Consider the following 22,663-nt stretch of genomic DNA (forward strand, 5'->3'; position numbering starts at 1 on the left):
GTCCTATGTCACTAAATTTCCCGCTGTTGCTGGTCATCGCCGTGTTCGTCTGCGGCCTGTTGGCGTTGCTCGATCTGCTTTTCCTGGCGCCGCGTCGGCGTGCGGCCATTACCTCCTATCAAGGCAGCGTCAGCCAGCCTGATGTGGTGGTGGTCGAGAAACTGAACAAAGAGCCGCTACTGGTCGAATACGGCAAGTCGTTCTTTCCGGTGCTGTTCATCGTGCTGGTACTGCGTTCGTTCCTGGTGGAACCGTTCCAGATTCCATCCGGCTCGATGAAACCGACCCTGGAAGTCGGCGACTTCATTTTGGTGAGCAAGTTTTCCTACGGGATTCGCTTGCCGGTGATCGACAAGAAAGTCATCGGAGTCGGTGAGCCACAGCGCGGCGATGTGATGGTGTTCCGCTACCCGAGCGATCCGAACGTCAACTACATCAAGCGTGTGGTGGGCCTGCCGGGTGACCAGATTCGTTACACCGCCGACAAGCGTCTGTTCGTCAACGGTGAATCGATTGCCGAACAAATGATCGGCTCCGAGCCGGGCACGTTGGGCAGCGCTGAGCTCTACAAGGAAAAACTCGGTGCCGCCGAGCATCTTATCCGCAAGGAAATGAGCCGCTATCGCGCGACACCGGATCATTCGTGGACCGTGCCCGCCGGGCACTACTTCATGATGGGCGACAACCGCGACAACTCGAACGACAGTCGCTATTGGGATGATCCGAGTATTCCCAAGGATCTGCTGGGCATGGTTCCCGACAAGAATATCGTCGGCAAGGCCTTCGCAGTCTGGATGAGCTGGCCGGAACCTAAACTCAGTCACCTGCCGAATTTCTCGCGGGTTGGCCTGATCAAGTAATCACCCACGGCGCTGTTGAACACAGCGCCGAATGCTTTTCTGGAGTCGACACATTCGGCACCCAAAGCATGAAGCCAATGATATTCAGGACGTTATTTTTGAACACAGCGTTAATTGTCCCAAGCCTGCGCCGCATCACGGCGATGGCGGTGGAATCCAGCCACGAACTCAGCGTGGGTAAACCGTGAGCGTCTCCTTAAGCCGTCTAGAGCGTCAGCTCGGCTACACCTTCAAGGATCAGGAGCTGATGGTCCTGGCCCTGACGCACCGCAGTTTTGCCGGGCGCAACAACGAACGCCTGGAATTCCTCGGCGACGCCATCCTCAACTTCGTCGCTGGCGAGGCGCTTTTCGACCGCTTCCCGCTGGCGCGCGAAGGGCAGCTGTCGCGTTTGCGCGCACGTCTGGTAAAAGGCGAGACCCTGGCCGTACTGGCCCGGGGTTTCGATCTGGGCGAATACCTGCGCCTGGGTTCCGGCGAATTGAAAAGCGGCGGTTTCCGTCGCGAGTCAATTCTGGCCGATGCCCTGGAAGCACTGATTGGTGCGATCTACCTGGACGCCGGCATGGACATGGCGCGCGAACGTGTGCTGGCCTGGCTGGCCGGTGAGTTCGAAGGGCTGACGCTGGTCGACACCAACAAAGATCCAAAAACCCGCCTGCAGGAATTCCTGCAGTCCCGGGGTTGCGAGCTGCCGCGTTACGAAGTGGTGGATATCCAGGGTGAGCCGCATTGCCGGACGTTCTTCGTCGAATGTGAAATCACCTTACTGAATGAAAAAAGCCGAGGTCAGGGTGTGAGTCGTCGTATTGCCGAACAGGTAGCGGCCGCCGCAGCACTGATTGCCCTGGGCGTGGAGAATGGCCATGACTGATTCAACTGCAACTCGCTGTGGCTATGTCGCCATCGTCGGCCGTCCAAACGTGGGCAAGTCCACGCTGCTGAACCACATCCTCGGTCAGAAGCTCGCGATCACCTCGCGCAAGCCTCAGACCACTCGCCACAATATGCTGGGTATCAAGACCGAAGGCGCCGTGCAGGCGATCTACGTCGACACCCCGGGCATGCACAAGGGCGGCGAAAAGGCGTTGAACCGCTACATGAACAAGACCGCTTCGGCAGCGTTGAAAGACGTCGACGTGGTGATCTTCGTGGTTGACCGCACCAAGTGGACCGACGAAGACCAGATGGTCCTCGAGCGCGTTCAATACGTGACCGGCCCGTTGATCGTGGCGTTGAACAAGACTGACCGCATCGAAGACAAAGCCGAATTGATGCCGCACCTGACGTGGTTGCAGGAACAGCTGCCGAACGCGCAGATCATGCCGATCTCGGCCCAGCACGGGCACAACCTCGAAACGCTGGAGCGCGTGATTGCCGGTTACCTGCCGGAAAACGATCACTTCTTCCCCGAAGACCAGATCACCGACCGCAGCAGCCGCTTCCTCGCCGCTGAGCTGGTGCGTGAGAAAATCATGCGTCAGATGGGGGCTGAGCTACCGTACCAGATCACCGTGGAAATCGAAGAGTTCAAGCAGCAGGGCAAAACCCTGCATATCCATGCCTTGATCCTCGTCGAACGTGACGGCCAGAAGAAAATCATCATTGGTGACAAGGGCGAGCGCATCAAGCGCATCGGCACCGAGGCGCGCAAGGATATGGAGTTGCTGTTCGACTCCAAGATCATGCTTAACCTGTGGGTCAAGGTTAAGGGCGGCTGGTCTGACGACGAACGCGCCCTGCGTTCGTTGGGTTACGGCGACCTGTAAAGTCTGGCAGCACATAGATCCATTGTGGGAGCGAGCCTGCTCGCGAAGAGGATGTAACATTCAGCATTGATGTTGACTGTCACACCGCTTTCGCGAGCAGGCTCGCTCCCACATTGTTTTTGGGGTGTTTGTAAAACTACGCTCCGTCATTGAGAACCCTGACTTCCATGTCTCAAGCCCCCCTCGGCCAACCCGCCTATGTCCTGCACTCCCGCGCCTACCGCGAAAACAGCGCGCTGGTGGATTTCCTCACGCCACAAGGTCGGCTGCGGGCGGTGTTGCGCAGTGCGCGGGGCAAGGCCGGGACGCTGGCGCGGCCATTCGTGCCGCTGGAAGTCGAGTTCCGCGGGCGGGGAGAGTTGAAGAACGTCGGGCGCATGGAAAGCGCCGGCGTTTCGACCTGGCTCATCGGTGAGGCACTGTTCAGCGGCCTCTACCTCAATGAACTGTTGATTCGCCTGCTGCCCTCCGAAGACCCTCATCCGGGTGTATTCGATCACTACGCCGCGACCTTGCTCGCCCTGGCCGAGGGTCGTGCGCTTGAGCCGTTGCTGCGCTCGTTCGAATGGCGCCTGCTGGATGATCTCGGGTACGGCTTCGCGCTGAACGCCGACATCCACGGCGAGCCGATCGCGCCGGACGGTCTTTATCGTTTGCAAGTGGACGCGGGTCTGGAGCGGGTCTATCTGCTGCAACCCGGTCTGTTCAACGGCACCGAACTGCTGGCCATGGCCGAGGCCGACTGGTCCGCCCCTGGTGCGCTGTCCGCCGCCAAGCGCTTGATGCGTCAGGCACTGGCCGTTCATTTGGGCGGTCGTCCGCTGGTTTCCCGAGAGTTGTTTCGAAAGCCATAGGATCAACAGACCCTATCTCCTTGTGTATGCTGTGCACCGAACTTTCCCCTCTTCAGGAGCGCTTCCGTGAGCACCAGCAATCGCATTCTTCTTGGCGTGAACATCGACCACGTCGCCACCCTGCGTCAGGCCCGGGGCACTCGCTATCCGGATCCGGTCAAGGCAGCACTGGACGCGGAAGAGGCGGGCGCTGACGGCATCACCGTGCATCTGCGCGAAGACCGTCGGCATATCCAGGAGCGCGACGTGTTGCTGCTCAAGGACGTGCTGCAAACCCGCATGAACTTCGAAATGGGCGTCACCGAAGAAATGATGGCGTTCGCCGAGCGTATCCGCCCGGCACACATTTGTCTGGTCCCGGAAACCCGTCAAGAACTGACCACCGAAGGCGGCCTGGATGTCGCGGGACAGGAAGCGCGGATCAAAGCGGCGGTGGACCGGCTGGCGAAAATCGGCTGTGAAGTGTCGCTGTTCATCGATGCCGACGAACGGCAGATTGCAGCCTCCAAGCGCGTTGGTGCACCCGCCATCGAGCTGCACACCGGTCGTTACGCCGATGCCGAGACACCGACAGAAGTGGCAGAAGAGTTGAAACGTGTGGCCGATGGCGTGGCGTTTGGTTTGGCCCAAGGCTTGATCGTCAACGCCGGTCACGGTTTGCATTACCACAACGTCGAAGCGGTCGCCGCAATCAAGGGTATCAACGAATTGAACATCGGCCATGCGTTGGTGGCCCATGCGTTGTTCGTGGGCTTCAAGTCGGCGGTGTCGGAGATGAAAGCGCTGATTCTGGCAGCTGCGTTGAAAGGCTAGATCGGCGGCGCTACCTTCGCGGGCAAGCCTCGCTCCTACAGGTCCGTGTCGATACGCAATGGTGTGTTCGATACAAATCTGTAGGAGCGAGGCTTGCCCGCGAAGGCGTCTTTGAAGGCGGCGAAGGCTTAAAGCGGCGGGGTTTCCTGAGCCGGCTTGGACTTGTCGATCCCGGGCACATGCAGGTTGCCTTCAGCCACCTGATTGCCTTCAAGCTGTGGCTGCGTCACCCACGTCAGGATGTCGTAGTAGCGACGGATGTTCGCCACAAAATGCACCGGCTCGCCGCCTCGGGCGTAGCCATAGCGCGTCTTGCTGTACCACTTTTTCTCGGACAAGCGTGGCAGGATTTTCTTCACGTCCAGCCACTTGTCCGGGTTCAGCCCTTCCTTCGCCGCCAGTTTGCGCGCGTCATCCAGGTGACCGCTGCCGACGTTGTAGGCCGCCAGTGCAAACCAGGTGCGATCCGGCTCCTGGATCGACTCATCGAGCTGATCCTTCATATAAACCAGGTACTTGGCGCCACCCATAATGCTTTGCTTCGGGTCGAGTCGATTGGATACGCCCATGGCCTGCGCGGTGTTCTGGGTCAGCATCATCAAGCCGCGCACGCCGGTCTTCGACGTGACGGCCGGCTGCCACAGTGATTCCTGATAACCGATCGCCGCCAGCAGTCGCCAGTCGACCTGTTCTATCTTGGCGTAGGCCTTGAAGTGCTGTTCGTACTTGGGCAGCCGTTGCTGCAAGTGCTGGGCGAAGGTGGTTGCACCCATGTAACCGAGCACATCGACGTGGCCGTAATAGCGGTCCTTCAAGCGTTGCAGGGTGCCGTTGCTCTTCACCTTGTCGAGGTAGGCGTTGATCTCGTTGAGCAGGCTGTTGTCATCACCGGCTGCCACGGCCCAGCTCTGATTGCTGGCGTCACCGAGGTCAAAGGCAACCCGTATGTTGGTGAAGTAGACCTGGTTCATCGCGACTTCGTTGGAGTCGACCAGCGTCAGATCGATCTGGCCTTCATCGACCATGCGCAGCAGGTCGACGACTTCCACCGCGTCGGACTCTTCGTATTCAATGCCAGGGTATTTCTTTTTCAGCTGCGCCAGTTGCTCGGCGTGGGTGCTGCCCTTGAGAACCATGATCTTTTTGCCAACCAGATCACCCGCGTCGGTGGGCCGTGACTGGCCGTTGCGGTAGATGATCTGCGGGGTGACTTCCAGGTAGGAGTGGGAAAACCGTACCTGTTTTTTGCGTTCTTCGCTGCTGACCAGGCCGGCGGCCGCCAGTACCGGGCCGTTGGGTTTGCCTACCTGGCTGAACAGGTCGTCGAGGTTGTCGGCGGTTTCGATTTTGAGTTCGACCCCCAGATCTTCGGCGAAGCGCTTCACCAGCTCGTATTCGAAGCCGGTTTCACCGTTACGATCCTGAAAGTAGGTGGCGGGGCTGTTACGGGTAACCACCCGCAGCACGCCATCCTCCTTTACGCGCTCCAGCGTGTTGGGTTTATCAACACAGCCACTGAGCATCAGGAAGAGTCCGGTTGCGATCAGCCATTTGGCGAACCGTGGACGCAAAGCCGTTGGGGAAAACATCTGCGCAGTATACGCAAAGGACCACGAGCGCCATATCTCGACAGCGAAGGGGTTGTCTGCTAGAGAGCGCAAAACACGCTTGGAGCCCACAGGAATGGGCTCGAACGGCAATTCATGAGCGTAAAAATAACCCCCGGAGAACCGTTGATTGGCGCCCAAAACCCCGGCCCGACGTTCGGGGATAGTCGCGCTTACCGTTTCGGGTGCTGTCGCGGGCGGTTTAGGCTAGAATGCACGGCCTCAAAGCACACCCCTTCCCGAGGCTGTCCCGAAGATGTTGATCCTGCGCGGCGCTCCTGCCCTTTCTGCCTTTCGCCACAGCAAACTCCTTGAGCAACTGAGCCAGAAGGTCCCGGCTGTCAGCGGCTTGTATGCTGAATTCGCTCACTTCGCCGAAGTTACCGGCGTCCTGACCGGCGACGAACAGCAGGTGCTTGCGCGCCTTCTGAAGTACGGCCCAAGTGTTCCAGTTCAAGAGCCGACCGGTCGTCTGTTCCTGGTGTTGCCACGTTTTGGCACCATCTCGCCATGGTCGAGCAAGGCCAGCGACATCGCTCGCAATTGCGGCCTGGCGAAAATCCTGCGCCTGGAGCGCGGTATCGCGTTCTACGTTGCCGGCCAGTTCAGCGACGCTCAAGCGCAGTTGATCGCGGACGCCTTGCACGACCGCATGACCCAGATCGTCCTCGGCAACCTTGAACAGGCTGCCGGCCTGTTCAGCCACGCCGAACCCAAGCCGCTGACCGCGATCGACGTGCTGGGTGGCGGCCGCGCCGCACTGGAAAAAGCCAATACCGAACTGGGCCTGGCCCTGGCCGAAGACGAAATCGACTATCTGGTCAATGCCTTCGTCGGCTTGAAACGCAACCCGCATGACATCGAACTGATGATGTTCGCCCAGGCGAACTCCGAGCACTGCCGTCACAAGATCTTCAACGCCAGTTGGGATATTGATGGCCAGAGCCAGGAAAAAAGCCTGTTCGGCATGATCAAGAACACCTACGTGATGCACAGCGAGGGCGTTCTGTCGGCTTACAAGGACAACGCCTCGGTGATCGTCGGCAACGTTGCCGGTCGTTTCTTCCCGGACCCTGAAACCCGCCAGTACGGCGCGGTGCAGGAACCGGTGCACATCCTGATGAAAGTCGAAACGCACAACCACCCGACCGCGATTGCCCCGTTCCCGGGTGCATCCACCGGTTCCGGTGGCGAAATTCGCGACGAAGGCGCTACCGGCCGTGGCGCCAAGCCGAAGGCTGGCCTGACCGGTTTCACCGTGTCCAACCTGCAAATCCCGGGCTTCGAACAGCCGTGGGAAGTGCCGTACGGCAAGCCGGAGCGCATCGTCACCGCGCTGGACATCATGATCGAAGGCCCACTGGGTGGCGCCGCGTTCAACAATGAATTTGGTCGTCCGGCCCTGACCGGTTATTTCCGTACCTTCGAACAGTCGATCACCACCCCGCGTGGCGACGAAGTTCGCGGTTACCACAAGCCGATCATGCTGGCCGGCGGCATGGGTAACATCCGTGCCGAACACGTACAGAAAGGCGAGATCACCGTTGGCTCCAAGCTGATCGTACTCGGCGGCCCGGCAATGCTGATCGGTCTGGGTGGCGGCGCGGCTTCCTCCATGGCCACCGGCACCAGCTCGGCGGACCTGGACTTCGCATCGGTACAGCGCGAAAACCCTGAGATGGAGCGTCGCTGCCAGGAAGTCATCGACCGTTGCTGGCAGTTGGGTGAACACAACCCGATCAGCTTCATCCACGACGTGGGCGCGGGCGGTCTGTCCAACGCCTTCCCTGAGCTGGTCAACGACGGCAACCGTGGCGGTCGCTTCGAGCTGCGCAACATTCCAAACGACGAGCCGGGCATGGCCCCGCACGAAATCTGGAGTAACGAATCCCAGGAACGTTACGTTCTGGCAGTGGGTCCGGCCGACTTCGACCGCTTCCAGGCGATCTGCGAACGTGAGCGTTGCCCGTTTGCTGTCGTCGGTGAAGCCACTGCCGAGCCGCAGCTGACCGTCACCGACAGCCACTTCGGCAACAGCCCGGTGGACATGCCACTCGAAGTGCTGCTGGGCAAAGCGCCACGCATGCACCGTTCGGCCGTTCGTGAAAACGAACTGGGCGATGACTTCGATCCGAGCACGCTGGACATTGCCGACTGCGTCGAGCGCGTCCTGCATCACCCGGCCGTGGCCAGCAAAAGCTTCCTGATCACCATCGGCGACCGCACCATCACCGGCCTCGTGGCCCGTGACCAAATGGTCGGCCCGTGGCAGGTTCCGGTGGCTGACGTTGCCGTTACCGCCACCAGCTTCGACGTTTACACCGGTGAAGCCATGGCCATGGGCGAGCGGACTCCGCTGGCACTGCTGGACGCTCCGGCGTCGGGCCGCATGGCCATCGGCGAAACCCTGACCAACATCGCCGCTTCGCGTATCAACAAGATCTCCGACATCAAACTGTCGGCCAACTGGATGTCCGCTGCCGGCCACCCGGGTGAAGACGCGCGTTTGTACGACACCGTGAAAGCGGTCGGCATGGAGCTGTGTCCTGACCTGGGCATCACCATTCCAGTGGGCAAGGACTCGATGTCCATGGCCACGCGCTGGAATGACGAAGGCGTCGACAAGACCGTGACGTCGCCGATGTCCCTGATCGTGACCGGTTTTGCACCCGTGGCTGACATCCGTCAGACCCTGACGCCAGAACTGCGCATGAACAAAGGCACCACTGACCTGATCCTGATCGATCTGGGCCGTGGCCAGAACCGCATGGGCGCCTCGATTCTCGCTCAGGTTCACGGCAAGCTGGGTTCGCAAGCGCCGGACGTCGATGATGCCGAAGACCTGAAAGCCTTCTTCGCGGTGATCCAGGGCCTCAACGCCGATGGTCACCTGCTGGCTTACCACGACCGTTCCGACGGCGGTCTGCTGACCAGCGTGGTGGAAATGGCGTTCGCCGGCCACTGCGGTCTGAGCCTGAACCTCGACGGTCTGGCGGAAACATCCGCCGACATCGCTGCAATCCTGTTCAACGAAGAACTGGGTGCGGTGATTCAGGTTCGTCAGGACTCCACACCCGACATCCTCGCGCAGTTCAGCGCCGCCGGTCTGGGCGACTGTGTGTCGGTGATCGGTCAACCGATGAACAATGGCCAGATCAACATCACCTTCAACGGCGAAACCGTGTTCGAAGGTCAGCGCCGTCTGCTGCAACGCCAGTGGGCCGAGACCAGCTACCAGATCCAGCGTCTGCGTGATAACGCCGACTGCGCCGAGCAAGAGTTCGACGTGCTGCTGGAAGAAGACAACCCGGGCTTGAGCGTCAAGCTGAGCTTCGACGTCAACCAGGACGTCGCCGCGCCTTACATCAAGAAAGGCATCCGCCCACAAGTTGCCGTGCTGCGTGAGCAGGGCGTCAACGGTCAGGTGGAAATGGCAGCCGCGTTCGACCGTGCCGGTTTCAACGCGATCGACGTGCACATGAGCGACATTCTGGCCGGCCGTGTCGACCTGAACGAGTTCAAAGGCCTGGTGGCATGCGGCGGTTTCTCCTACGGCGACGTCTTGGGTGCCGGTGAAGGCTGGGCCAAGTCCGCGCTGTTCAACAGCCGCGCTCGCGATGCGTTCCAGGGCTTCTTTGAACGTAACGACAGCTTCACCCTCGGTGTGTGCAACGGTTGCCAGATGATGTCCAACCTGCACGAGCTGATCCCGGGCAGCGAACTCTGGCCACACTTTGTGCGTAACCGTTCCGAACAGTTCGAAGCGCGCGTGGCGATGGTTCAGGTCCAGGAGTCGAACTCGATCTTCCTGCAGGGCATGGCCGGTTCGCGCATGCCGATCGCCATCGCTCACGGCGAAGGTCATGCCGAGTTCGCCAGCGAAGAAGCGTTGCTGGAAGCCGACCTGTCGGGTTGCGTGGCAATGCGTTTCGTCGACAACCATGGCAAGGTCACCGAGCAATACCCGGCCAACCCGAACGGCTCGCCACGCGGGATCACCGGGCTGACCAGTCGTGACGGTCGCGTGACCATCATGATGCCGCACCCGGAGCGTGTGTTCCGCGCGGTACAGAACTCGTGGCGTTCGGAAGACTGGAACGAAGACGCACCTTGGATGCGTATGTTCCGTAATGCTCGCCTCTGGGTTAATTAAGAGGGGGTGAACTGAGGACCATGTATAAGCTTTCCTTTTTTGTTCCGGACAGTCATGTAGAGGTGGTCAAAAGTGCCGTGTTCGCTGCCGGTGGTGGGCGAATCGGGGCTTATGATCACTGCGCATGGCAGGTGCTTGGCCAAGGCCAGTTTCGGCCATTGGACGGCAGTCAGCCGTTCATTGGCGAAGCGGGGCAGGTCGAGCAGGTTGAGGAATGGAAAGTTGAGCTGGTGGTGGCGGATGAGTTGATTCGTTCGGTGGTGATGGTTCTGAAAGCGAGTCATCCCTACGAGACACCGGCTTACGAGGTGTGGCGGTTGGAGGATTTCTGATCCTGCTGCTGTCATGAAAAACCCGCTGATTCGTCAGCGGGTTTTTTATTGGCTGCTGAAATGCACAGGCACTTTCTCGACGCGATAAAAAACCCGGCTAAAGCTGTGATGCTCTATGTGGGAGCGAGCTTGCTCGCGATGGACTCAAGAACGCTGCGTTTAGCCAGTAAACACGCGTTATCGTTAACGACCATCGCGAGCAAGCTCGCTCCTACAATTCGACATCACGGCAAAAGCCGGGTTTTTTGTGTGGCGTCGATCTTAAGCGGTGAAGGTTTTGCCTTCGAACTGCTCAGCCACGAATTTCCAGTTGACCAGGTTCCAGAACGCTTCGACATACTTTGGACGAAGGTTACGGTAGTCGATGTAGTAAGCGTGTTCCCATACGTCGCAGGTCAGCAGCGGGGTGTCGCCGTTGGTCAGCGGGTTGCCGGCGCCGATGGTGCTGGCCAGGGCCAGGGAACCGTCAGCCTTTTTCACCAGCCAGCCCCAACCGGAACCGAAGGTGCCGATGGACGTCTTGCTGAACTCTTCCTTGAACTTGTCGAACGAACCGAACGTTGCGTTGATGGCGTCGCCAAGCGCGCCGGTTGGTTGACCGCCGGCGTTTGGCGCCAGGCAGTTCCAGTAGAACGTGTGGTTCCAGACTTGAGCGGCGTTGTTGAAGATGCCACCCGAGGAAGTCTTGACGATTTGTTCCAGGGTCTTGCCTTCGAACTCGGTGCCTGGCACCAGGTTGTTCAGGTTCACGACGTAGGTGTTGTGGTGCTTGTCGTGGTGGTATTCCAGAGTTTCCCTGGAAATGTGCGGCTGCAGGGCATCGTGTGCGTAAGGCAGCGGCGGCAATTCGAAAGCCATGATGATTCTCCTAATCAGGTCAGTTGCGGTGAGCGCAAGGCCGATCACGGGCGGCCAGACAAGCGCCGGGGAGTTTGTACTCTTTGCGGCGCATCGAACCGGATCATAGCACCGGGGTGGCGGCATAACCACGCAACAACTGTGTGGAATAGAGGTTCCAGAGCCTTTTGGAATAATCAGGGCGTGGTGATTAATTGAAAGGCCACGGTGAACATCATTACTGCCACCAGCAAATCGAGGATTCGCCAGGTACTCGGCCGCGCCAGCCATGGCGCCAACCAGGCAGCGCCCAGCGCCAGGGTGAAAAACCACAGCAACGATGCGCTGGCCGCGCCGACGACATAGGCGCCGGGCTCAGTCTGTTGGGCGCCGAGGGAGCCGATCAGCAGCACCGTGTCCAGATAGACGTGCGGGTTGAGCAGTGTCACGGCCAGGGCGCTGAGCATCACCGCTCGCAGTGAGCGTACAGTCTGGTTCTCACCCTGCTGCAAACTTTGCTTCGAACAGGCCCGACGCAGCGCCTGACTGCCATACCAAATCAGAAAGACGGCGCCCCCCCAACGGGCAACGGCCAACAAGGTCGGGTTTTGCGCCAGCACCGTCGCCAGGCCAAATACGCCGGCGGCGACCAATAACGCATCGCACGTCACACAGAGCGCTGCCACCGGCAGGTGATGTTCGCGCCGAAGGCTTTGAGCGAGCACAAATGCGTTTTGAGTACCGATCGCCATGATCAGCCCGGCGGCCACTAACAGGCCATTTACATAACTTTGCCACATAAGCTGTTTACTCCGCGTTGGCTGCCAGATCGCGCAACACTTGCATCGCGCGTTGGGCGTGGGATTGACCGACGAACAGGTGGTCGTGGTAGTAACCGGCGATCACATTGCAGCTGATGCCGGCGTTGCCCAGTGCTGTCGCGAAGGCGGCGGTCAGGCCGACGGCTTCGAGGGCCGAATGCACGTTCAAGGTGATCCACGCGGCGATGTAATCGAAACTGAAACCGGCCTTTTCGGCGTGGGAGCGTTCGAGAATCACCGTCAGACCTTCCTGTTCGCGAAAGCTGCCGAGGATTTCAAGGTCCGCCGGCAGCGTGCCCTCGCGCAGGGTGCAGAATACGTAATCGCCAGCGTTGAGTTGCGGGCTCATGCTGCGCAAAAGAGTGGCCAATGACGTTTCGCCAGCCATGTCGGTATTCCTTGTTCAAAAGTTCTTGTCGGGCATTCTCCGCTGCTAACCTGTATAAGAAAAACCAATCTTGCTGATCGCTCATTAGGAAAACTGATGTTCGACTATAAATTGCTGTCTGCCTTGGCTGCCGTCGTCGAGCAGGCCGGTTTCGAACGTGCCGCGCAGGTGCTCGGCTTGTCACAATCGGCAATCTCCCAGCGCATCAAATTGCTTGAGGCGCGGGTCGGTCAACCGGTGCTGGTGCGGGTCACACCGCCCGCCCCGACGGACATTGGCCGTCGGCTGCTCAACCATGTGCAGCAGGTGCGTTTGCTCGAGCGCGATTTGCAAACGCTGGTGCCGGCGCTCGACGAAGAAGGGCTGCCGGAACGTCTGCGTATCGCCCTGAACGCCGACAGCCTCGCCACCTGGTGGGCGGAGGCGGTGGGGGGCTTTTGCGCGGAGCAACACCTGTTGCTCGATCTGGTGGTGGAGGATCAGACCGTCGGCCTCAAACGCATGCGCGCCGGCGAAGTGGCGGCTTGCGTCTGTGCCAGCGAACGTCCGGTGGCCGGCGCGCGCAGCGTGTTGCTGGGTGCGATGCGCTATCGAGCGCTGGCCAGTCCCGCCTTTATAGCCCGGCATTTTCCGCAAGGTGTGCGCGCCGATCAGTTGTCGAAAACCCCGGCGCTGGTCTTCGGTCCCGACGACTTCCTGCAGCATCGCTACCTTGCGTCCCTCGGCGTGGATGGCGGTTTCGAACACCATTTATGCCCGTCGTCCGAAGGTTTTATTCGTCTCACAGAAGCGGGGCTTGGCTGGGGGCTGGTGCCTGAATTACAGGTGCGCGACCAACTGGAACGGGGCCTGTTGGTGGAGCTTTTGCCAGATAAGCCCATCGATGTGCCGTTGTACTGGCATCATTGGCGCAATGGCGGTCAGTTATTGGGATTGCTGACCGACCAATTGGTGCGCTCGTCGAAGCAATGGCTGGTGCCTTGGGAGCAGCTGTAAGCGTCAAGCTGCAAGCTGCAAGTGAAGCGCTTGCGGATCGTTTTTAACTTGCAGCTTGAAGCTTGAAGCTTGACGCTCGCTGCTGCCCCTATGGAGCTCTACATGAAAATTCTGGTTACCGGCGCAAGCGGCTTCATCGGCGGGCGCTTTGCGCGTTTTGCCCTGGAGCAGGGCCTGGATGTGCGGGTCAATGGTCGCCGGGCCGAAAGCGTCGAACACCTGGTGCGCCGTGGCGCCGAGTTCATTCAGGGCGACTTGAGCGATCCGGAACTGGCGCGTGAGCTGTGCTCAGACGTCGAAGCCGTGGTGCATTGCGCCGGCGCGGTGGGCGTGTGGGGGCGTTATCAGGACTTCCATCTAGGCAACGTGCAAGTCACCGAAAACGTGGTCGAGGCCTGCCTGAAACAGCGGGTGCGACGCCTGGTGCACTTGTCGTCGCCCTCGATCTATTTCGATGGTCGCGATCATCTTGGGTTGACTGAAGAACAAGTCCCCAAGCGCTTCAAGCATCCCTACGCCGCCACCAAGTACCTGGCCGAGCAAAAAGTCTTCGGTGCCCAGGAGTTCGGGCTCGAAACCCTGGCCCTGCGCCCGCGCTTCGTGACCGGCGCCGGTGACATGAGCATCTTTCCGCGGCTGCTGAAGATGCAGCGCAAGGGGCGCCTGGCGATTGTCGGCAATGGCCTGAACAAGGTCGACTTCACCAGCGTGCAAAACCTCAATGAAGCGTTGCTCAGCAGTTTGCTGGCCAGCGGCTCGGCATTGGGCAAGGCGTACAACATCAGCAACGGAACGCCGATTCCGTTATGGGATGTGGTCAATTACGTCATGCGCAAAATGGAAGTCCCACAAGTAACCCGCTATCGTTCCTACGGTTTGGCCTACACCGTCGCGGCGCTCAATGAGGGCGTGTGCAAGCTGTGGCCCGGTCGTCCCGAGCCGACGATGTCGCGACTGGGCATGCAAGTCATGAACAAAAATTTCACCCTGGACATCAGCCGCGCCCGGCATTATCTGGATTACGATCCGAAGGTCAGTCTCTGGACGGCCCTGGATGAATTCTGTGGCTGGTGGAAGGCCCAGGACATTCACTGAGTTTGCGCCAACCCGCCTCCTGACACTGAACCGAGTTCGGGGTTGAGGGTCAATCGATGCGGCAGTGGGGGTTATACTGCGCCGCATCAAGCCATCACCGCGTTCCACAAAGGTTGACTCAATGTCCATGCGTAACGATGCCAACGACGATTTTGACAATGTACCCAGCCTGCGCGCCGACAGCCTCGACGACGACGATGATTTTGTCCCCAGTGCTCGCACCTCCGTACACTCGCGGCCCGCACCGGTAGTCAAGGTCAAAGGGCCGAGCACCGGGCCGTTGTGGGCACTGGTCGGCGCCTTGTTCATTGCGTTCGCCGGCCTTGCCTGGTGGAGCTTTCAGCAGCTCTCGCTGATGGAGCAGCAGTTAGTGGCGACCCAGGAAAGTTTCGCGCGCATCAGTGAGGATGCGGCGGGGCGCTTGCAGGACATTTCCGGCAAGGTGGTGGCCAGCCAGAGCAACGTCACCAGCGACAGCGAAGCGCTGAAACTGCAAATCAAACAACTGGAAAGCAAACTCCTGGATCAGAGTCAGCAGCAGCAAGGCGTTGCCGGCCAGACCTCGGAGCTGGACAAGCGTCTGGCGCAAATGACGGCGCAAACCACTGATCTGGATAAGCGCCTGGCGCAGGCAACCGCTCAGAACACAGAGTTCCAGACCGCCAACACGCAATTGCAGGCGCAGGTCAAAGCCTTGAGCAGTGACCTGGCCGCGTTGAAAAGCGCCCCGGCGGATACCGGCAAAGTCGATGCGGAACTTAAAAGTCTCAACGCCGACATCGCCGCACTGAGGAAGCAAGGGAACTCGAGCGCAGCCATCGAGCGTCTGGAACAAGAAATGATTGTGTTGAAAAGCCAGCAGGACAATCGCCCTCAAGGCGCGACGAACATTGCCGAGTTCGACTCTTTCCGCGCTCAGGTCACCCGCACCATCAACACCCTTCAAGCGCAGATCCAGAACCTGCAGCAACAACTCCGCGCCCGGCCACAATAACTGGACCGCCCCCTCCTGTAGGAGCGAGCTTGCTCGCGATGGTGTGTCAGCGACATCGATTTCGACTGACACTCCATCGCGAGCAAGCTCGCTCCCACATTGGATCTCCAGCGGCCACACATTTTGTGTACGACACCAATCACTGTGAGAGCGAGCCTGCTCGCGAAGGCCGCAACGCGGTCTTCCTATCGAGCCTTGTCCTCACGCCCACGCAACAACATGTCCGGCATGGCAATCGCCGCTGCCAATCCCAACAACGAAACCGCTGCGCTGACCATCAGCAAATGCCGGAAGGTCAGCAGCAACTCGGCGCGCAAGGCGTTCTGCGCATCCCCTGGCGCGGCGTTCAAGCCGTCCAGCAAGACACTCCCCGAACCGCCCTCGGCCATCATCGACGAACCGGCCAGGTGGGCGAAGCTCGAGTCCTGCAACAACGCCAACAGCAGCGCCGACATCAACGCCACGCCCACTGCGCCGCCCAGCGAGCGAAACAGGTTGGTGGTGCTGGTGGCGACACCGATGTCTCGCTGTGCCACCGAATTCTGCGTGCCGACCAATGAAGTCGGGAACTGCATGCCCGAGGCAATCCCGCTCAGCAGCATGAACACGCTGCTGAGCAGCACCGCTTGGGGCGGGCTGAACGCCATGCCGAGAATCGAGAGCGGCATGAGCAGGGCGCCGGTCAGGATCATCGGTTTGTAGCGCCCGGTCACCGAGGTTCGACGACCGGCGAAGTACGCGCCAATGGGCAGCCCCATGGCCAGCGGCAGCAGGTGCAGGGCGGCGCTGTCCGCCCCGGCGCCAGTGACGCTCTGGAAGCGTAGCGGCATCAGTACTATTAACGAGATTGCCTGGAAACTGGTGAAGAAAATCGTGCACCAGCACAGGACCGCATTGCGATTGGCGAACAGGTGCATCGGCAGCAACGGCTCCTGTGCCCGGCGTTCGTACCAGACGAACGACGCCAGCCCGACCAGGGCGCAGACCAGCAAGCCCAATACTTCGGCACTGCGCCACGAATGGCCCTGACCGAACTGGGTGATGCCGAGCAACAAGGCCGTCAAACCGATGATCATCAGCAGGGTGCCGAGGTAATCGATGACCGGTTTGCGTTGCGGTATCGGCAGTCCCACCAACGTGCGATTAGCTACCAGCCAGGCCCCCAGGCCCAGCGGCAGATTGATCAGGAACACCCAGCGCCAGGACAGGTATTCGGTCATGTAACCGCCCAGCACCGGGCCGGCCACACTGGCGACGGCGTACATGCTGCTGAAGTAACCTTGATAGCGGCCGCGTTCCCGAGGCGGCACGATGTCGCCGATGATCGCCTGACTCACCGAAACCATCCCGCCGGCGCCAATGCCCTGGATAATCCGCGCCAGCACCAGTTGCTCCATGCTCTGGGCCATGCCACAGAACAACGACGCGAGCGTGAACACGCCCATGCCAAACAGCATCAACTTGCGCCGGCCGTACAGATCGCCGAGTTTGCCGTAGATCGGCACGGCCACCGTCATCGCCACCATGTAGCCGGAAATCACCCAGGCCAGCAGATTGACGTCCTTGAATTGCGCGGAAATGGCCGGCATCGACACGGCGACGATGGTCTGGTCCAGCGCGGCGAGAAAGATCGCCAGCATCAGCGCGATTAATACACTGCGAATGGCCGGTTTGGGCGTTTGAGGCTGGTGGAGATTGGTCACGGGTTAAAACCTGCGGGCAGTGATTGTCCCGCAAGGAGCAAGGCGAGCGGGGATGCTCGCCAGTGTAAGTCGGTAGCAGGCTATTCGATAGCCTCATATGGAAGCCCGACATAATTCTCTGCAATGGTCTTTCGACCCGCCTCGGAGTCGACAAAATACGCCAGCTCCGACTCGGCAATCCGCTGACTGAAGCCGTCGTGATCGTCGAAGCGATGCAGCATCGAGGTCATCCACCACGAAAAGCGCTCGGCTTTCCACACCCGGCGCAGGCATACCTCAGAGTATTTCTCGAGCAAATCGACTCGGCCTTCGCGGTAAACCTTCAGCAGGATATTGAACAGCGTACTGACGTCGCTGGCTGCCAGGTTAAGGCCCTTGGCACCGGTCGGCGGGACGATGTGTGCGGCGTCACCGACCAGGAACATTCGCCCGTATTGCATGGGCTCGACCACAAAACTGCGCAGCGGCGCGATGCTTTTTTCGATGGACGGCCCGGTCACCAACGACTCGGCCAACGCGCCAGGCAGACGGGATTTGAGTTCATCCCAGAAGCGCTGATCGGACCAGTTCTGCACCTGCTCATCGGCCGGCACCTGCAGGTAATAGCGCGTGCGCGTTGCCGAACGCATGCTGCACAGGGCAAAGCCGCGTTTGTGGCTGGCGTAGACCAACTCGTCATGCACCGGCGGGGTGTCGGCGAGAATCCCGAGCCAGCCAAACGGGTAGACCCGCTCGAAGACCTTCAGGCTCTCGGCGGGAATCGACTGCCGAGCCACACCATGGAAGCCGTCGCAACCGGCGATATAGTCACAATCGAGCCGAAACGTCTCACCGTCCTTTTCGAAGGTAACGAACGCTTCAGCGGTTTTCATACCGTGAGGCACGACGTTGTGCGCCTCGTAGATCGTCGTTGCACCAGCGATCTGACGAGCGGCCATCAGGTCGCGAGTGACTTCGGTCTGGCCGTAGATCATCACCGTTTTGCCACCGGTCAGGGCATGCAGATCGATGTGCACCAGACGCCCGTCGAGGGCCAGTTCGAACCCGCCATGGACCAGCCCTTCGGCGTCCATGCGCTGTCCCACACCAGCCTGACGCAGCAGCTCTACCATGCCTTGTTCGAGAACACCGGCACGGATTCGACCGAGCACATAATCCGGTGTTTGGCGTTCGAGGATGAGGGTGTCGATACCGGCGTTGTGCAGCAATTGGCCGAGCAACAAGCCGGAGGGGCCAGCACCGATAATGGCAACTTGGGTTTTCAGGGCTTTCATTGTTTTTATGACTCGCAAGTTCCACGCGACCAAGGCCGGTGAATGATTTTTATGGATCGAGTGCTTGCATTTTTCACTTGCGAGTCTGTCAATTGAAGGTGAAAACTGAGCCGATACCTGGACATTCTGCCAATCGGTGCGATTATCGCCCGTCACATCCCCGAGGCCTGGATTGAAGTGATGAACAAGCCTGCCCTGCCTTCGATTCCGGTGTTCAAGCTCTATGGTGAAAGCCTGGACTGGCCGACCCCGGACTTGCTGCACTGTGAAACCATTTCCAAACGCAGCCGTGAACATCAATGGGAAATCAAACCCCATCGCCACGCCGATTTATGTCAACTGCTCTTCGTTTTCAAAGGTCAGGCAGAGCTTGAAATCGAAGGCGAACGCACGCAACTGAGCGAACCGGCGATCCTGGTTTTGCCGCCGTTATCGGTGCATGGCTATCGTTTTTCCGAAGATGTCGAAGGGTTTGTCGTTACCCTGGCGGCGCCGCTGATTGCACATCTTCAAGCGCAACTGGGGCACTCGGTGAATGCCCTGGCCCAGGCCGAAAGTTATCCGGCAGGCAAGGACAGCGACTACCTGAATAGTCTGTTTTCGGCGCTGCAAAGCGAATACACCGGCCATCAACCCGCACGGGAAATGCTCATGCATTCGCTGGTCAGCGTGATCATGGTGTGGGTCAGTCGCCAGGTGCTTCAGCGCCGCTCGGCCACTCAGCGTCCGCAGCGTGCCCGGGAATACCTCAACGGTTTTATTCAATTGGTGGAAGAGACTTATCGCCAGCACGTCAAGGTCGAGGACCTGGCCCATCGATTGGGGATTTCCGTGTCTCACCTCAACGGCACGTGCCGTGAATTGGCGGGACAACCGGCGTTGCAGATCATGCACGAACGTCAATTGCTGGAGGCCAAGCGTTTACTGACCTACACCAGCATGACCATTTACGAAATGTCCGACGTGTTGGGGTTCTCTGATCCGACCAACTTCACGCGTCTTTTCCGACGCCGGGTAGGGATCTCGCCCAAGGCTTTTCGCGACCGTTTGAAGGCCGATCAGGACCACGAGGCCTGACCCTGATCCCCTGCGTTATCGGAGGGCGTTGAGGGTCGCGTTGTGGGGGATGCAGCGTTCAAAGTTGCAGCTCGCGTAGTCACGGGGCAAGTTGCGTAGCTGTTCGACGCGCCAGGCAGCAGCGCCATACAGCCCGAGCGTGACCGCGCAGGTGACAAAAATCGCGAGGTATCTTCTGGTTTTGATGTTCATGGCGCTAACCTCTGAACGAATACCCTTGGGTATTACTTTCAGCATAGGTCAGCGCCTGTTAGTTGCCAGTGAGGCTGGTTTTCGCATTTGTGGGAGCGAGCCTGCTCGCGAATGCAGTCGATCATTCAACAATGAAGTTGGCTGACCCACCGCATTCGCGAGCAGGCTCGCTCCCACAAGGGTTTCGATTACAGACCGACATCCCACGCGGGTTCTTCCGGGAACCTCAACACCAGAAAATCCAGCAGGCTGCGCAGTGCCGCCGGCATGTGTTTGCGTGAGGCGTACACGGCGTACACGTTCATCTGTCGCGGTTCGGCCAGGGGCAGCAGGCGGATCAGTTCGCCGCTGTGGATATGCACGCCGGCCTGATAACTGGGGAGCATGGCCACGCCGGCACCGGCCATTGCCGCGCGCAGCAGGGTGCTGGCCTCGTTGGCGCTGATGTTGCCCTGCACCGGCACCGAGACCGGTTCGCCGTCTTGCTCGAAATGCCAGAGGCTTTTGCCGAAGTAGGAGTGGGTCAGGCAATTGTGCAGGCTCAAATCCTCGACCCGTTGCGGTGCCGGGTGTTCGTGCAGGTAAGCGGGGGAGGCGCAGATCACCGAGCGGCAGACCGTCAGTCGCCGGGCGATCAGGTTCGGGTCGAGGTCGTTGCTGGTGCGAATCGCCAGGTCGATACGCTCATCCACCAGGTTCACCGTGCGGTCGAGCATCTGCATGTCGATGCTGACGCCAGGGTAGCGCTTGACGTAAGCCGCGATGGCGTCCGCCAGTTGCGCCTGGCCGAACGAAGTGCTGACGCTGACGCGCAGCAAGCCACGTGGGGCATCATCCGGTTCACTGACGGCGGCTTGCATGTCTGTGGATAAGTCGAGCATCTGTCGGCAACGGGGCAGGATTTCGTTGCCGGCGGCGGTCAGGCTCAATTTGCGGGTGGTGCGGTGCATCAGGCGTGCGCCGATCCAGTCCTCCAGCTCCGCCAGATACCGGGACACCACCGGGCGTGACAGGTCCAGATGATCGGCGGCGGCCGACTGGCTGCCGAGGTCAACGACCGTGACGAACACGCGCATTGCTTGTAGACGATCCATGATTTGCCCACTTTTAGAAACAAACTATGTTGCAGCTTCGCATTTTTTGTACTGAGTCAGGCAACTAAGCTCTGTTCCCTTGTAGGAGCGAGCTTGCTCGCGATGGTCGTTAACGATTACGCGTGCTTAGCCGGGTAAATGCGGTGCTCTTGCGACCATCGCGAGCAAGCTCGCTCCTACAAAGGGCACTCACCAACCTACGGAGCAATACATGATCGGCTTCACCTCTCTCAAGCGCCTGTTGCTGGCCACCGTCACCCTCGGCTTCGCGGCCCACGCAGCGGCGGCATCGACGCTGACGCTGGACGTGTACAACCCGGGCGAGAAAGCGATCTTTCCCGTGACTTCGGTATTGGTCAGCGGCGAGAAGGACGCGATCCTGGTCGACGCGCAATTCGGCAAATCCCAGGCCGAGCAACTGGTGGAGAAGATCCGTGGCAGTGGCAAGCAACTGACCACCATTTACATCAGCCACGGCGACCCGGATTACTACTTCGGCCTGGACACCCTGACCCGCGCATTCCCGCAAGCCAAGGTGCTGGCCTCGCAGCCGACGGTTGATCACATCAAACAAACCGTCGACGGCAAACTGGCGTTCTGGGGGCCGAAAATGGGGGCTGACGTGCCGGCCAAAACCATCGTCCCGGATGTCCTTAAAGGCGACAGCCTGATCCTCGAAGGGCAGAAATTGCAGGTGGTGGGACTTGAAGGCAAGCAGCCGGATCGCACGTTCGTATGGATTCCGTCGATCAAGGCCGTGGTCGGTGGCGTAGTCGTCGCTGAAAACATCCACGTCTGGATGGCCGACACCCAAACGGCGCAGTCCCACACCGACTGGTTGGCTACGCTGCACTCAATCGAGACCTTGAAACCGAAAACCATCGTGCCGGGTCATTACCTCAGTGACAGTGCCCGCTCGCTGGCCGCTGTGCAGTTCACCGCCGATTACATCAAGGCCTTCGACGAAGAAACTGCCAAGGCCAAGGACTCTGCCGCGCTGATCGCTGCGATGCAGAAACGTTACCCGACACTGGGCGAAGAGAGCTCGCTGGCCCTGAGCGCCAAAGTCGCCAAGGGCGAGATGAAGTGGTAACTCGCCCTGCCACCACCCAAATTTGCTGATTTACCTAAGCCAACTGGAGAATGTCATGAGCAAAATCGCAATCATCGGTGCCACCGGTCGCGCTGGTAGCCAACTATTGGAAGAGGCCCTGCGTCGTGGTCACAGCGTCACTGCCATTGCCCGCGACACGTCGAAAATCGGCGAACGTGCGGGTGTGGTCTGCAAGAATATCGACGCCCTCGACGCTGGCGCGTTGCAAGCGGCAATCGCGGGCAATGATGTGGTGATCAGCGCGGCGCATTTTTCGACGCTTGCGGCCAGCGCCGTGATCGGGCCCGTGAAAGCGGCGGGGGTCAAACGTCTGCTGGTGGTGGGCGGCGCCGGCTCGTTGCTGCTGCCGGACGGAACCCGCGTTATTGACAGCAAGGATTTCCCTGAGGCGTACAAGGCTGAGGCGGGTGCTGGCGCTGTATTTCTTGAAAGCCTGCGTCAGGAAAAGGATCTGGACTGGTCCTTCCTGTCGCCGTCGGCGGAGTTTGTCGAAGGCGAACGCACCGGCAAGTTCCGGATCGGCAAAGACGATTTGCTGGTGAGCAGTGCAGGGCGGAGCTGGATGACGTTCGCTGATTATGCGATAGCAATGATCGACGAAGTGGAAGCACCGAGGCATTCACGGCAACGGTTCACAGTCGGGTACTGATCCCGGCAACACCACAAACCTGTAGCAGCAGGCTTCGCCAG

At 59.8% G+C, this 22,663-nt stretch carries 21 protein-coding genes; 13 read left to right on the plus strand and 8 right to left on the minus strand.

Going from position 1 to position 22,663, the window contains the following annotated elements:
- Nucleotides 1-5: 5 nt before the first annotated feature.
- The 5 genes from lepB (at nucleotide 6) to pdxJ (ending at nucleotide 4,296) form a co-directional block, all read left to right on the plus strand.
- Complete coding sequence (lepB, locus tag ACM6IR_RS24835; RefSeq protein ID WP_414910123.1) at nucleotides 6-860, plus strand: signal peptidase I; 855 nt, start codon at nucleotides 6-8, stop codon at nucleotides 858-860.
- A gap of 184 nt (nucleotides 861-1,044) precedes the next feature.
- Nucleotides 1,045-1,734 carry a ribonuclease III gene (gene rnc, locus ACM6IR_RS24840; protein WP_033053426.1) on the plus strand — a complete coding sequence of 230 codons (690 nt, stop codon included), beginning with the start codon at nucleotides 1,045-1,047 and terminating at the stop codon, nucleotides 1,732-1,734.
- Entirely contained in the window at nucleotides 1,727-2,629 is a 903-nt protein-coding gene (gene era, locus ACM6IR_RS24845; protein WP_008151577.1) for a GTPase Era, read from the plus strand. Before rnc ends, era begins: the two co-directional genes overlap by 8 nt.
- Before the next feature lie 167 nt (nucleotides 2,630-2,796).
- A complete protein-coding gene (recO, locus tag ACM6IR_RS24850; protein WP_414910124.1) occupies nucleotides 2,797-3,483 on the plus strand; it encodes a DNA repair protein RecO in 687 nt (228 codons plus the stop codon).
- A 66-nt stretch (nucleotides 3,484-3,549) separates the two neighbouring features.
- Nucleotides 3,550-4,296, plus strand: coding sequence for a pyridoxine 5'-phosphate synthase (pdxJ, locus tag ACM6IR_RS24855; RefSeq protein ID WP_414910125.1), 747 nt, complete (start codon nucleotides 3,550-3,552; stop codon nucleotides 4,294-4,296).
- Between the two features lie 128 nt (nucleotides 4,297-4,424).
- Here the strand turns inward: pdxJ and mltF are convergent, their stop codons facing one another.
- Entirely contained in the window at nucleotides 4,425-5,885 is a 1,461-nt protein-coding gene (gene mltF, locus ACM6IR_RS24860) for a membrane-bound lytic murein transglycosylase MltF (RefSeq protein WP_414910126.1), read from the minus strand.
- A gap of 274 nt (nucleotides 5,886-6,159) precedes the next feature.
- On the opposite strand from mltF, the gene purL reads away from it, so the two are divergent.
- Nucleotides 6,160-10,056, plus strand: a complete 3,897-nt coding sequence (purL, locus tag ACM6IR_RS24865; protein WP_414910127.1) for a phosphoribosylformylglycinamidine synthase — start codon at nucleotides 6,160-6,162, stop codon at nucleotides 10,054-10,056.
- Nucleotides 10,057-10,076: 20 nt separating this feature from the next.
- On the plus strand, nucleotides 10,077-10,388 hold the full coding sequence (locus tag ACM6IR_RS24870) for an NGG1p interacting factor NIF3 (protein ID WP_414910128.1): 312 nt from the start codon (nucleotides 10,077-10,079) through the stop codon (nucleotides 10,386-10,388).
- 261 nt (nucleotides 10,389-10,649) lie between these two features.
- Here the strand turns inward: ACM6IR_RS24870 and ACM6IR_RS24875 are convergent, their stop codons facing one another.
- From ACM6IR_RS24875 to ACM6IR_RS24885, 3 genes are all read right to left on the minus strand, one after another.
- Nucleotides 10,650-11,246: a superoxide dismutase gene (locus tag ACM6IR_RS24875; protein ID WP_414910129.1), complete on the minus strand. Its 597-nt coding sequence runs from the start codon at nucleotides 11,244-11,246 to the stop codon at nucleotides 10,650-10,652.
- 176 nt (nucleotides 11,247-11,422) lie between these two features.
- Nucleotides 11,423-12,025, minus strand: coding sequence for a LysE/ArgO family amino acid transporter (locus ACM6IR_RS24880; RefSeq protein WP_414910130.1), 603 nt, complete (start codon nucleotides 12,023-12,025; stop codon nucleotides 11,423-11,425).
- A gap of 7 nt (nucleotides 12,026-12,032) precedes the next feature.
- Nucleotides 12,033-12,434: an ACT domain-containing protein gene (locus ACM6IR_RS24885; RefSeq protein WP_414910131.1), complete on the minus strand. Its 402-nt coding sequence runs from the start codon at nucleotides 12,432-12,434 to the stop codon at nucleotides 12,033-12,035.
- A 96-nt stretch (nucleotides 12,435-12,530) separates the two neighbouring features.
- Here ACM6IR_RS24885 and ACM6IR_RS24890 point away from each other — a divergent pair, with 96 nt between their 5' ends.
- The 3 genes from ACM6IR_RS24890 to ACM6IR_RS24900 all read left to right on the plus strand — a co-directional run bounded on the left by ACM6IR_RS24890 (nucleotide 12,531) and on the right by ACM6IR_RS24900 (nucleotide 15,519).
- Nucleotides 12,531-13,430, plus strand: a complete 900-nt coding sequence (locus ACM6IR_RS24890; RefSeq protein ID WP_414910132.1) for a LysR family transcriptional regulator ArgP — start codon at nucleotides 12,531-12,533, stop codon at nucleotides 13,428-13,430.
- A gap of 102 nt (nucleotides 13,431-13,532) precedes the next feature.
- Nucleotides 13,533-14,525, plus strand: a complete 993-nt coding sequence (locus tag ACM6IR_RS24895; protein ID WP_414910133.1) for an NAD-dependent epimerase/dehydratase family protein — start codon at nucleotides 13,533-13,535, stop codon at nucleotides 14,523-14,525.
- A 121-nt stretch (nucleotides 14,526-14,646) separates the two neighbouring features.
- Complete coding sequence (locus ACM6IR_RS24900; protein WP_414910134.1) at nucleotides 14,647-15,519, plus strand: ATPase; 873 nt, start codon at nucleotides 14,647-14,649, stop codon at nucleotides 15,517-15,519.
- A gap of 185 nt (nucleotides 15,520-15,704) precedes the next feature.
- Here ACM6IR_RS24900 and ACM6IR_RS24905 read toward each other — a convergent pair whose 3' ends face one another.
- Both ACM6IR_RS24905 and pobA read right to left on the minus strand, forming a co-directional pair.
- A complete protein-coding gene (locus ACM6IR_RS24905; RefSeq protein ID WP_414910135.1) occupies nucleotides 15,705-17,222 on the minus strand; it encodes an MDR family MFS transporter in 1,518 nt (505 codons plus the stop codon).
- Nucleotides 17,223-17,302: 80 nt separating this feature from the next.
- Complete coding sequence (gene pobA / locus ACM6IR_RS24910; RefSeq protein WP_414910176.1) at nucleotides 17,303-18,487, minus strand: 4-hydroxybenzoate 3-monooxygenase; 1,185 nt, start codon at nucleotides 18,485-18,487, stop codon at nucleotides 17,303-17,305.
- A 189-nt stretch (nucleotides 18,488-18,676) separates the two neighbouring features.
- Here pobA and ACM6IR_RS24915 point away from each other — a divergent pair, with 189 nt between their 5' ends.
- The gene (locus ACM6IR_RS24915; protein ID WP_414910136.1) at nucleotides 18,677-19,573 is read left to right on the plus strand and encodes a helix-turn-helix domain-containing protein; all 897 of its coding nucleotides are present in this window, start codon (nucleotides 18,677-18,679) and stop codon (nucleotides 19,571-19,573) included.
- Between the two features lie 15 nt (nucleotides 19,574-19,588).
- On the opposite strand, the gene ACM6IR_RS24920 is transcribed toward ACM6IR_RS24915, so the two are convergent.
- Nucleotides 19,589-19,765 carry a hypothetical protein gene (locus ACM6IR_RS24920; protein ID WP_191635231.1) on the minus strand — a complete coding sequence of 59 codons (177 nt, stop codon included), beginning with the start codon at nucleotides 19,763-19,765 and terminating at the stop codon, nucleotides 19,589-19,591.
- A 188-nt stretch (nucleotides 19,766-19,953) separates the two neighbouring features.
- Nucleotides 19,954-20,859 (minus strand): LysR family transcriptional regulator, encoded by a 906-nt coding sequence (locus ACM6IR_RS24925; protein WP_414910137.1) that lies wholly within the window; start codon nucleotides 20,857-20,859, stop codon nucleotides 19,954-19,956.
- A gap of 211 nt (nucleotides 20,860-21,070) precedes the next feature.
- Between ACM6IR_RS24925 and ACM6IR_RS24930 the strand changes: the two genes are divergently transcribed.
- Nucleotides 21,071-21,952 carry an MBL fold metallo-hydrolase gene (locus ACM6IR_RS24930; RefSeq protein ID WP_414910138.1) on the plus strand — a complete coding sequence of 294 codons (882 nt, stop codon included), beginning with the start codon at nucleotides 21,071-21,073 and terminating at the stop codon, nucleotides 21,950-21,952.
- Between the two features lie 55 nt (nucleotides 21,953-22,007).
- Nucleotides 22,008-22,622 (plus strand): NAD(P)-dependent oxidoreductase, encoded by a 615-nt coding sequence (locus tag ACM6IR_RS24935; protein WP_414910139.1) that lies wholly within the window; start codon nucleotides 22,008-22,010, stop codon nucleotides 22,620-22,622.
- The last annotated feature ends 41 nt before the right edge of the window (nucleotides 22,623-22,663 follow it).

The organism is Pseudomonas sp. IT-P253, from assembly GCF_949768125.1.
GTDB lineage: Bacteria > Pseudomonadota > Gammaproteobacteria > Pseudomonadales > Pseudomonadaceae > Aquipseudomonas.

Coding starts and splice junctions, on each gene's coding strand:
- lepB (WP_414910123.1), top strand. CDS start 6: ATGTCACTAAATTTCCCGCTGTTGCTGGTCATCGCCGTGTTCGTCTGC.
- era (WP_008151577.1), top strand. CDS start 1,727: ATGACTGATTCAACTGCAACTCGCTGTGGCTATGTCGCCATCGTCGGC.
- recO (WP_414910124.1), top strand. CDS start 2,797: ATGTCTCAAGCCCCCCTCGGCCAACCCGCCTATGTCCTGCACTCCCGC.
- mltF (WP_414910126.1), bottom strand. CDS start 5,885: ATGTTTTCCCCAACGGCTTTGCGTCCACGGTTCGCCAAATGGCTGATC.
- purL (WP_414910127.1), top strand. CDS start 6,160: ATGTTGATCCTGCGCGGCGCTCCTGCCCTTTCTGCCTTTCGCCACAGC.
- ACM6IR_RS24870 (WP_414910128.1), top strand. CDS start 10,077: ATGTATAAGCTTTCCTTTTTTGTTCCGGACAGTCATGTAGAGGTGGTC.
- ACM6IR_RS24875 (WP_414910129.1), bottom strand. CDS start 11,246: ATGGCTTTCGAATTGCCGCCGCTGCCTTACGCACACGATGCCCTGCAG.
- ACM6IR_RS24880 (WP_414910130.1), bottom strand. CDS start 12,025: ATGTGGCAAAGTTATGTAAATGGCCTGTTAGTGGCCGCCGGGCTGATC.
- ACM6IR_RS24885 (WP_414910131.1), bottom strand. CDS start 12,434: ATGGCTGGCGAAACGTCATTGGCCACTCTTTTGCGCAGCATGAGCCCG.
- ACM6IR_RS24890 (WP_414910132.1), top strand. CDS start 12,531: ATGTTCGACTATAAATTGCTGTCTGCCTTGGCTGCCGTCGTCGAGCAG.
- ACM6IR_RS24895 (WP_414910133.1), top strand. CDS start 13,533: ATGAAAATTCTGGTTACCGGCGCAAGCGGCTTCATCGGCGGGCGCTTT.
- ACM6IR_RS24900 (WP_414910134.1), top strand. CDS start 14,647: ATGTCCATGCGTAACGATGCCAACGACGATTTTGACAATGTACCCAGC.
- ACM6IR_RS24915 (WP_414910136.1), top strand. CDS start 18,677: ATGAACAAGCCTGCCCTGCCTTCGATTCCGGTGTTCAAGCTCTATGGT.
- ACM6IR_RS24920 (WP_191635231.1), bottom strand. CDS start 19,765: ATGAACATCAAAACCAGAAGATACCTCGCGATTTTTGTCACCTGCGCG.
- ACM6IR_RS24925 (WP_414910137.1), bottom strand. CDS start 20,859: ATGGATCGTCTACAAGCAATGCGCGTGTTCGTCACGGTCGTTGACCTC.
- ACM6IR_RS24930 (WP_414910138.1), top strand. CDS start 21,071: ATGATCGGCTTCACCTCTCTCAAGCGCCTGTTGCTGGCCACCGTCACC.
- ACM6IR_RS24935 (WP_414910139.1), top strand. CDS start 22,008: ATGAGCAAAATCGCAATCATCGGTGCCACCGGTCGCGCTGGTAGCCAA.